The sequence below is a fragment of the Celeribacter halophilus genome (assembly GCF_900114135.1).
Lineage (GTDB): Bacteria > Pseudomonadota > Alphaproteobacteria > Rhodobacterales > Rhodobacteraceae > Celeribacter > Celeribacter halophilus.
Window position 1 is genome coordinate 219,935 of sequence record NZ_FORY01000007.1, and the last position, 8,434, is coordinate 228,368.

Consider the following 8,434-nt stretch of genomic DNA (forward strand, 5'->3'; position numbering starts at 1 on the left):
TTCCTCCTGAGTTGTCGATCAAGCCCGGTTCTCCTCCCGGACAGCAAAGTCTTGGTTTGGTATTCGCGATATTACTTCGCGTTCTTTCGGCGCATCATGTCGGCATAAACCGCCAAGATGATAATCGCGCCTGTGACGACGGTTTGCCATTCTTGGGCCACCGAGAGGACGCGCAGACCGTTGGTCAGCACCGCCATAATCAGCGCACCGATCAGCGAACCAAGGATGGAGCCACGGCCACCCGACAGCGATGTGCCGCCAATGACCACGGCCGCAATGGCTTCAAGTTCGTATCCTAGCCCCAGCGCAGGCTGTGCAGAGTTCAAACGCGAGGCAATCAACAGCCCTGCAATGCCCACGATGGAGCCCGCGAGCGCATAGATCGCGATCTTCCAACGCTGGGTGTTCACACCGGACAAGCGGACGGATTCTTCATTCGATCCAAGGGCAAAGCAGTAGCGGCCCAACACGGTGCGGTTCAGAATGTAGGCGGTGACGCCCGCCACGATGAACAGGATCAACACACCGTTGGGGATCGGCAAGGACGGGATCACATCGCCAATCAACGAGCCGCGAGAGATTTCGCTAAACCCCGGAGTGTCGTTGAAATAGATCGGACGGGTGCCAGAGATCACAAGGCTCAACCCCTTGAGGATCAACATCATACCAAGGGTTGCAATGAAAGGCGGGATAGCCATTTTGGCCACGAATGTGCCGGAACATGCGCCACAAACCGCACCCGTCAGAACGGCAGCCAGCACGCCAAAGGGCAAAGGCAAGCCGGCGTAGGTCAAAACAACACCGGTGATCACCGCGCAGAAGGTCATCATGGTCCCAACGGACAGATCTATTCCGCCAGTGATGATCACCAAAGTGACCGCGATCGCCAAGACGCCGTTCACCGATGTGGCCTGCAAAATCGCCAACATGTTAGAGGTTTGCATAAAGTTCGGGGATGCGATGGCAAACCCGATCAAAAGCACGACCAAGCTGGCAAAGGCCAAAACCCGTTGGTGGGTGCCCGCAGCAACGATCCGGGACAGGACGGACTTTGGCGCATCTACTGTTGTGGTGGTCATACTAACTCCTCCGCGCCATTCAACGCACTGTCGCGTTGAGTGGCCAATTCCATGATCTGTTCTTGTGTGGTGTCTTCACCGCCGGGCAAGATGCCGGTCAGGCGCCCTTCGCACATAACGGCAATGCGGTGGCTCAGGCGCATGACCTCGGGCAACTCCGACGAAATCACGATGATCGCGCGCCCCTGTGCCGCAAGGTCTTCGAGCAGCGCATAAATTTCGGATTTCGCACCGATGTCGATGCCTCGCGTGGGTTCGTCAAAGATCAAAACATCGCAATCGCGCAACAGCCATTTGGCAATAACGACCTTTTGCTGGTTGCCGCCCGAAAGCAAGCGCACGTCTTGCATGTCCGAAGGTGTGCGGATGCCCAATTGCTCGATATATTTGACCGCGACGTCTTTCATCGCACACTCATCCAACACGCCGGTTTTGCTGGTGAATTGTCCCAGATTAGCCATCGCAATGTTGGCGCGCACGGTCATATCGACAGCAAGACCAAAGTGTTTTCGGTCCTCCGAAAGATACCCGATCCCCGCCTCGACAGCGGCATGAGGCGTGCGAATGTTCACCGGTTGACCCGCAACCAGAATCTCGCCCGCGTCGCGCGGGTCGGCGCCAAAGATGATCCTTGCCACCTCTGTGCGGCCCGCGCCCATGAGACCGGCAAAGCCCAATATCTCGCCCTTGCGGACATCAAAGCTGACATCACGGACTTCGTGTCCGCGCGACAGGTTGCGAACGTCCAAGGCAATCGGGCTTTGTGACAAATCGGGAATGATCGGTCCATTTTGGCTGACTTCGCGACCAACCATCAGATGAATGATTGTTTTCAGTGGCGTGTCGGCGGCCTCGACCGTGTCGATATAGGCCCCGTCGCGCAGAATGGTTACGCGGTCGGCGATGCGTTTGATCTCGTCCATGCGGTGGCTGATGTAGACGATGCCAACACCATCCGCCTTGAGCTTTGCGATGACGTTGAACAGCTCCGAAATTTCCGTGTCGTTCAACGCCGCCGTCGGCTCGTCCATGATCAATACGCGCGGATTGTAGGACAGGGCTTTGGCAATTTCGATCAATTGCTGGCGTGCAATCGTTTGAGTGCCGACCTTAGTGCGCGGGTCCATATCCAGATTGAGCGAGGCGAAAATCTCTGCCGTTCTGGCATTGAGCGCATGTTCGTCCAAACGTCCAAAGCTGCGGCGCGGCTCGCGTCCGATCAGAACATTTTGAGCCGCGGTCAGGTCATTCATCAGGCTCAGTTCCTGATGAATGATCCCTATACCAAGATCCTGTGCTGCACGCGGACCATCGGGGGAAACGGGTTTGCCATCGACAAACATCTCTCCCCCGTCCGGCGCATAAATACCGGACATGATTTTCATCAATGTCGATTTTCCTGCGCCATTCTCCCCCATGAGCGCATGAACTTCTCCGGGTTTCAGATCGAATTGCACCGCTTTGAGCGCATGCACGCCCGGAAAGCGTTTTTCGATCCCCCTCATCTCCACCAGAAATGTCATGTCGCGTGCCCTCCCAAGCCGACGTTTTTGCTAGATCGTGCAACCACCATCGACCAAAACACTTTGTCCGGTGATGAAACTGCTTCCATCGGACAAGAGATGCACAACGGTCGGCGTGAGATCATCCACTGTAGCCAAACGGCCCATCGGTTGACGCGCGATAAAGTCTTTTTCGGCCTGAACTGGATCCGGTGCAGCTTGGATGCGACCCTGCAAAGCAGGGGTGTCGACTGTGCCGGGGCAGAGAGCATTGCAGCGCAGGTTTTGGGCTACAAAATCGGCGGCAATGGCTTTGGTCAACCCGATCACAGCAGCTTTCGTCGCGCCATATGCGGTACGCTGGACAAAGCCTTTCTCGGACGATGCCATCGACGACATGTTCAGGATAGAGGCGCTGCCTTCGCTTTCAGCGCGGCGCAACAGGCCGGGCACAAAAGCGCGACACATGCGCACCATAGATGTAATGTTGAGGTTGAGCGAAAACTCCCAAGCGGCGTCATCAAGTTCCAAAATGGTCCCGTGATGAACCACACCCGCACAGTTGAACAAGCCGTCAAGATCGGGAAGCTCGGCAGCCAGCGCATCAATGGCGGCGACATCCGTCACATCCAGCACACGGGTTTCAATACCCTCTACGCCGGACATTTTGGTCAACAGGTCGGCGTTCACATCCGTTGCATAAACCTTAGCGCCCGCTTTTGCACAGGCCAGCGCACTCGCTGCACCAATGCCTTGGCCCGCCGCAGTAACCAGAATTGTTTTACCCCTGAGTGTCATATTGCCTCCCATGATCACATTACCGCGCCGATTTGCCATGGCACGAATTCGACCCCACCAAAGCCGAGGTCTTCACTCTTTGTCTGCTCTCCAGATGCCACACGAATGAACATCTCGAAAATTTCGCGACCCTTGTCCTGCAAGCTGACCCCTTCGCTGACGATGTCACCGCAATTGATGTCCATATCTTCGGACATTCGGGCGTACATTTCAGAATTGGTAGCGATCTTTATGCAGGGCGTAGGCATATACCCCGACACCGACCCACGACCGGTCGTAAACACAATCAGGTTTGCGCCAGAGGCGATTTGGCCAGTCACAGAGCACGGATCAAAACCGGGGCTGTCCATAAAGACAAAGCCTTTCTTATCGATCTTTTCGCCAAACAGATAAACATCCGTCAGGGGGGCACTGCCACTTTTCGCCACAGCTCCGAGCGACTTTTCAAGGATCGTCGTCAGGCCCCCACGTTTGTTGCCGGGGCTTGGATTGTTGTCCATCTCGCCTTTGTTGCGGGCGGTGTAATCTTCCCACCAGCGCACGCGATCAATCAGTTTTTCACCCACCTCAACCGTCGCCGCACGGCGGGTCAAAAGGTGTTCGGCGCCGTAAATTTCAGAAGTTTCCGACAGGATCGTTGTTGCACCATGACGCACCATCAGGTCCGACGCAACACCAAGGGCCGGATTGGCCGTGATGCCGGAATAACCGTCAGAGCCGCCGCATTGCATCCCAACCATGAGATGAGAGATCGGCGCAGATTCGCGTGTCGCCATGTTCGCCTGCTCGGCAATGCCGCGCAATTCCACGAGACCTTTTTCAATCGTCTTACGCGTGCCGCCCTCATGCTGGATCGTCATATAGCGCAGCGCCCCATCGGCGCGGATCGGACGGCCTCCGACAAGCGCGGACACTTGCATGACCTCACAACCAAGCCCGATCAACAAAATCCCGCCAAAGTTGGGGTGCTGGGCATAACCAGACAGTGTGCGAAACAACGTGTCATAGCCTTCGTTTTCGCCCGACATGCCACATCCGGTGCCGTGCGTGATCGGAACAATGCCGTCGACATTTGGGAAGTCGTCCAGGAGTCCGGACTTCTCAGCCGCCTCTGCTATGAATTTTGCAACCGAGCCGGAACAGTTCACCGAGGTCAGAATACCAAGGTAGTTTCGTGTACCGACCTGACCATCCGCCCGATGGTAGCCGTCGAAGGTGCGGACCTCAGGGATCGCTTCAAGCGCCACAGCCTCACTTGCGTGGGCGTAATCTTGGGAATGGTCGCCCATGCCCAGATTTTGCACATGGACGTGTTCGCCAACCGCAATGTCACATGTCGCCTGACCGATAATCTGGCCGTAACGCAGGACGTTCTCACCCGCTTTTATGGGCGCTATCGCAACCTTATGGCCGCGTGTGACGGATTGCAAAAGAGTTACCCCTTCCGGCGCACCCAGATCCCCTGCCGCGATGTCATCCAGCGCAATAGCAACATTGTCTTGCGGGTTCAGCGTCAGCATGCGGGGCCGTTCTGTCATGTTCGTATTCCTCTGGCCCGCAGTGGGCATGTCCGTTAATCTAAACTAGCTTGACTTGCGACATGTGTCAACTAACATGTCAGTTAGAGGAATACAGAATGCCATTACCGGATCACATCTTAGATATTAACAGCTTAGACGGCCCCCTCGGGCAACGCGTCTATACAGTGCTGCGCACCAACATCTTGGAAATGGCGCTGAAACCGGGGGAGATTCTGCGCAAAGGCGCTCTGTGCGACAAATTGGGCGTCTCGCGGTCTCCTATCGCCGAAGCATTGGGGCGGCTGTCTTCAGACGGGCTTGTTGATATCATCCCACAATCCGCGACCCGCGTGTCGCGCTTTTCTTTAGCGGAGCTTTTGGAGGAGAACTTTCTACGCGAAGCTGTGGAAGTCGCAGCAGTAGCGCGCGTCGCCAGCGATCACACTGACGATCAACTCACGAGACTGTCCCGCAACCTGCGCTTTCAGGCCTTGCTTGTGGAAGACGAGGACTTTCAGGGTTTCTTTGAAGCTGATCTGGAGTTTCACGAACTGATCCTGAGCTTTACCGGTTTTCCCAAGGTCAATCTGGTCGCCGAAGAAATGACCCTTCAACTGCGCCGCGCACGCAAATTGATGCTTCCCGATCCAGGCCGACCTGCTCAAGCCGTGGCAGAACACCAAAACATTCTTAAGGCAATCACCGCCAAAGATCCCGATGCAGCCCGCACCACGATGACACGCCACCTTCGTCAGCTGACAAAACGCATCGCGCCGCTTGAACGCGAATATCCGGATTACTTCCGCACAACCTGAATTGAGGGACCATGAAACTGGCCACAAAAACCCCATTAAACCACCGCACCGCATCTCCCGTTGCGCTGACCCAACTGGGGTTTGGCGGCGCGCCCTTGGGTAATCTCTATCGCAAGATCAAAGATGACGAGGCACAGGCCACCCTTGATGCCGCTTGGGACGCTGGCATCCGGTATTTCGACACGGCACCACAATATGGCTTGGGGCGCTCTGAAATACGGTTTTCCGAAGCCCTTCGCCGGTTTGACACTGACGCCCTCACGCTTTCGACAAAGGTGGGCCGCGTGTTGGAAGATTGCGCCATTGAGGACGTCACGCCCGAAGCCTTTGTTGATGTGCCGCAAAAACGGATCGTCTTTGATTTCACCTATGAAGGCATCATGCGCAGCTATGAAGATAGCATCCAAAGGCTCGGGTCGGATCAGATCGACATGCTGTTCCTGCATGACATCGATGCCGGAACCAACGGTCAGGCGTTTGAGGACAATAATCTGCGCCAACTGTTCTCTCAGGGTGGCTATCGTGCCCTCTCGGAGCTGCGTGCAGCTGGTAAGATTTTAGCCATCGGCGCGGGTGTGAATACTTGGCAAATCTGTGAACGGTTGCTGGGGGAGGCAGAATTCGACGGTTTCCTTTTGGCTGGACGCTATACCTTGCTGGAACAAGACCCGCTCGACAGTTTTCTGTCGCTGTGCATCAAACGTGATGTCGGAATCATTTTGGGCGGGCCGTATAATTCGGGCATTCTGGCGACCGGAGCCATCGAGGGCGCGCGCTACGATTACGCCCCCGCGCCCGAACATATCCTTTCGCGCGTTCGCCAACTTGGCGAGGTCTGCGCCGCCCATGACACGCCGCTAATTGCCGCAGCATTGCAATTCCCGCTGGGCCATAAGGCCGTGAAAACCGTCATTCCCGGTGCCTCCACGCCTGATGAGGTGCGCCAGAACGTCGCAATTTTCGAGACGCCAATACCACAGGCGCTTTGGTCTGATCTCAAGGGCGAAGGCCTCATTCGCCCCGATGCACCAACGCCCAAGGAGCCTAATCATGCTGCATAATATTCCTCCGCTTCTCTCCCCCGACTTGCTTCACATCCTGCGCGCAATGGGCCATGGCGATGAGATTGTCATAGCCGACGCCAACTTTCCGGCCACAGCACTCGGCGCGCGCTGTCACCGACTTGACGGGGTTAGCGCCACAGATGTTTTGGAAGCAGTGCTGTGCGTCATGCCGGTAGACAGCTATGTGCCTAACCCGGCGTTGGTCATGGAAAACGTAGACGATCCCGATGCTGTGCCACCCATCGTTGCTACGTTTCAGAACATCATAAACACATCAGCAGATAACCCGGCCGTTTTGGGTAAATTGGAACGTTTCGCATTCTATGATCGCGCCAAGACTGCCTTTGCCATCGTCCAAACCGGCGAGACACGGCTCTATGGCAATATCATTCTGAAGAAAGGTGTAATTGGCGCATGATTATCGATGCACATCAACACTTTTGGCAACTTGCGCGTGGCGATTACGACTGGTTGACGCCAGGGCTTGCCCCACTCTACCGCGACTTCATGCCAGAAGATTTGAGGCCGCACCTGCAACGAAACTGTGTTGACGGAACAATTCTGGTTCAGGCGGCCCCGACATCTGAGGAAACAAAATTTCTGCTAGAAATCGCCGACAACACACCTTTCGTTTTGGGCGTGGTTGGCTGGGCCGACTTTACGGCACCCTCGGCAGCTGATGATATTGCAGAACTTGCCAAACACCCAAAACTCGTGGGCCTGCGACCGATGATCCAGGACATCGCCGACGACAACTGGATGCTGCGCAATGATCTCACACCGGCCTTTGAGGCGATGATCCAAGCCAACCTCACCTTTGATGCACTCGTGCGACCACAACATCTTTCGCAGCTTCGCGAACTTCTGTCACGCCACCCGAAACTGCGCACCGTGATCGACCATGCCGCAAAACCCCGAATTGCAGACGCATTGTTTGACGATTGGGCACATGACATCGCCACTGTCGCAAAGGAAACAGGAGCTTTTTGCAAGCTTTCCGGCCTTTTGACTGAAGCAGGCAAAGACTGGAAGACAACCGATGTGGACATCTACGTTACGCATCTTCTGGAACATTTCGGGCCGGAAAGACTACTTTGGGGAAGCGACTGGCCAGTCCTGACCCTTGCCTCAAATTATGACACTTGGCGTGAATTGACCTGTGACCTCATACCAAGTGAACGTGCCAAAAGTGCCATTTTCAGCTCAAGCGCCTTCGATCTGTATAGGCTTTCCGAGCGACAACTCACTACTTCCTGAATACGGTGTATAACACTGGGGAAGCATCACAAACCTTGGTGCTCAACATGTCGAGACGCGTGATCGGACGGCCCAATTGAGCTACTCCCCATTTGTTGGACAGGATCTGGCGTAAATTAAGCTACTCTCTGCTCCTGCTGATCGGGTTGTGTTCTGTCATTTCTCAGCCAATAGACCACGGCTGGCGGCCTGCCGCCAAGGGCTGAGTGTGGGCGTTGGTTGTTGTAAAAGGTCATCCATTTCCGGATGCCTGCCTTCGCTTCTGATCCGGTCTCCCAAGCATGCAGGTAGACACACTCGTATTTCAGGGTTCGCCAGAGCCTCTCAATGAAGATATTGTCCAGGTAGCGGCCCTTCCCATCCATTGAGATACGCACGCCGGATCGGCGGAGCCGGTCG

At 55.6% G+C, this 8,434-nt stretch carries 9 protein-coding genes; 4 read left to right on the forward strand and 5 right to left on the reverse strand.

Features of this window, described 5'->3' with window-relative positions; all coding sequences use genetic code 11:
• Positions 1–71: 71 nt before the first annotated feature.
• From BM152_RS09675 to BM152_RS09690, 4 genes are read right to left on the reverse strand one after another with little or no spacing between them, the layout of a single operon-like run.
• Positions 72–1,079: an ABC transporter permease gene (locus tag BM152_RS09675; RefSeq protein ID WP_066604122.1), complete on the reverse strand. Its 1,008-nt coding sequence runs from the start codon at positions 1,077–1,079 to the stop codon at positions 72–74.
• Positions 1,076–2,602 (reverse strand): sugar ABC transporter ATP-binding protein, encoded by a 1,527-nt coding sequence (locus BM152_RS09680; RefSeq protein ID WP_066604114.1) that lies wholly within the window; start codon positions 2,600–2,602, stop codon positions 1,076–1,078. The genes BM152_RS09675 and BM152_RS09680 overlap by 4 nt, the downstream gene beginning before the upstream one ends.
• A 30-nt stretch (positions 2,603–2,632) precedes the next feature.
• Positions 2,633–3,379, reverse strand: coding sequence for an SDR family oxidoreductase (locus BM152_RS09685; RefSeq protein WP_066604112.1), 747 nt, complete (start codon positions 3,377–3,379; stop codon positions 2,633–2,635).
• Between the two features lie 14 nt (positions 3,380–3,393).
• Complete coding sequence (locus BM152_RS09690; protein WP_066604110.1) at positions 3,394–4,917, reverse strand: UxaA family hydrolase; 1,524 nt, start codon at positions 4,915–4,917, stop codon at positions 3,394–3,396.
• A 98-nt stretch (positions 4,918–5,015) separates the two neighbouring features.
• Here BM152_RS09690 and BM152_RS09695 point away from each other — a divergent pair, with 98 nt between their 5' ends.
• From BM152_RS09695 to BM152_RS09710, 4 genes are read left to right on the forward strand one after another with little or no spacing between them, the layout of a single operon-like run.
• On the forward strand, positions 5,016–5,714 hold the full coding sequence (locus BM152_RS09695) for a GntR family transcriptional regulator (RefSeq protein WP_066604108.1): 699 nt from the start codon (positions 5,016–5,018) through the stop codon (positions 5,712–5,714).
• An 11-nt stretch (positions 5,715–5,725) separates the two neighbouring features.
• Positions 5,726–6,775: an aldo/keto reductase gene (locus tag BM152_RS09700; protein WP_066604105.1), complete on the forward strand. Its 1,050-nt coding sequence runs from the start codon at positions 5,726–5,728 to the stop codon at positions 6,773–6,775.
• A complete protein-coding gene (locus BM152_RS09705) occupies positions 6,765–7,196 on the forward strand; it encodes an RbsD/FucU family protein (RefSeq protein ID WP_066604102.1) in 432 nt (143 codons plus the stop codon). Before BM152_RS09700 ends, BM152_RS09705 begins: the two co-directional genes overlap by 11 nt.
• Positions 7,193–8,035, forward strand: a complete 843-nt coding sequence (locus tag BM152_RS09710; RefSeq protein ID WP_066604099.1) for an amidohydrolase family protein — start codon at positions 7,193–7,195, stop codon at positions 8,033–8,035. The genes BM152_RS09705 and BM152_RS09710 overlap by 4 nt, the downstream gene beginning before the upstream one ends.
• A gap of 116 nt (positions 8,036–8,151) precedes the next feature.
• On the opposite strand, the gene BM152_RS09715 is transcribed toward BM152_RS09710, so the two are convergent.
• Positions 8,152–8,434 (reverse strand): integrase core domain-containing protein (locus tag BM152_RS09715; RefSeq protein WP_139222490.1); only part of this gene is annotated, 283 nt, incomplete at its 5' end.

What these genes read in the sequence shown, in the direction of transcription:
- BM152_RS09675 (WP_066604122.1), bottom strand. Translation starts at nt 1,079, where the DNA reads ATGACCACCACAACAGTAGATGCGCCAAAGTCCGTCCTGTCCCGGATC.
- BM152_RS09680 (WP_066604114.1), bottom strand. Translation starts at nt 2,602, where the DNA reads ATGACATTTCTGGTGGAGATGAGGGGGATCGAAAAACGCTTTCCGGGC.
- BM152_RS09685 (WP_066604112.1), bottom strand. Translation starts at nt 3,379, where the DNA reads ATGACACTCAGGGGTAAAACAATTCTGGTTACTGCGGCGGGCCAAGGC.
- BM152_RS09690 (WP_066604110.1), bottom strand. Translation starts at nt 4,917, where the DNA reads ATGACAGAACGGCCCCGCATGCTGACGCTGAACCCGCAAGACAATGTT.
- BM152_RS09695 (WP_066604108.1), top strand. Translation starts at nt 5,016, where the DNA reads ATGCCATTACCGGATCACATCTTAGATATTAACAGCTTAGACGGCCCC.
- BM152_RS09700 (WP_066604105.1), top strand. Translation starts at nt 5,726, where the DNA reads ATGAAACTGGCCACAAAAACCCCATTAAACCACCGCACCGCATCTCCC.
- BM152_RS09705 (WP_066604102.1), top strand. Translation starts at nt 6,765, where the DNA reads ATGCTGCATAATATTCCTCCGCTTCTCTCCCCCGACTTGCTTCACATC.
- BM152_RS09710 (WP_066604099.1), top strand. Translation starts at nt 7,193, where the DNA reads ATGATTATCGATGCACATCAACACTTTTGGCAACTTGCGCGTGGCGAT.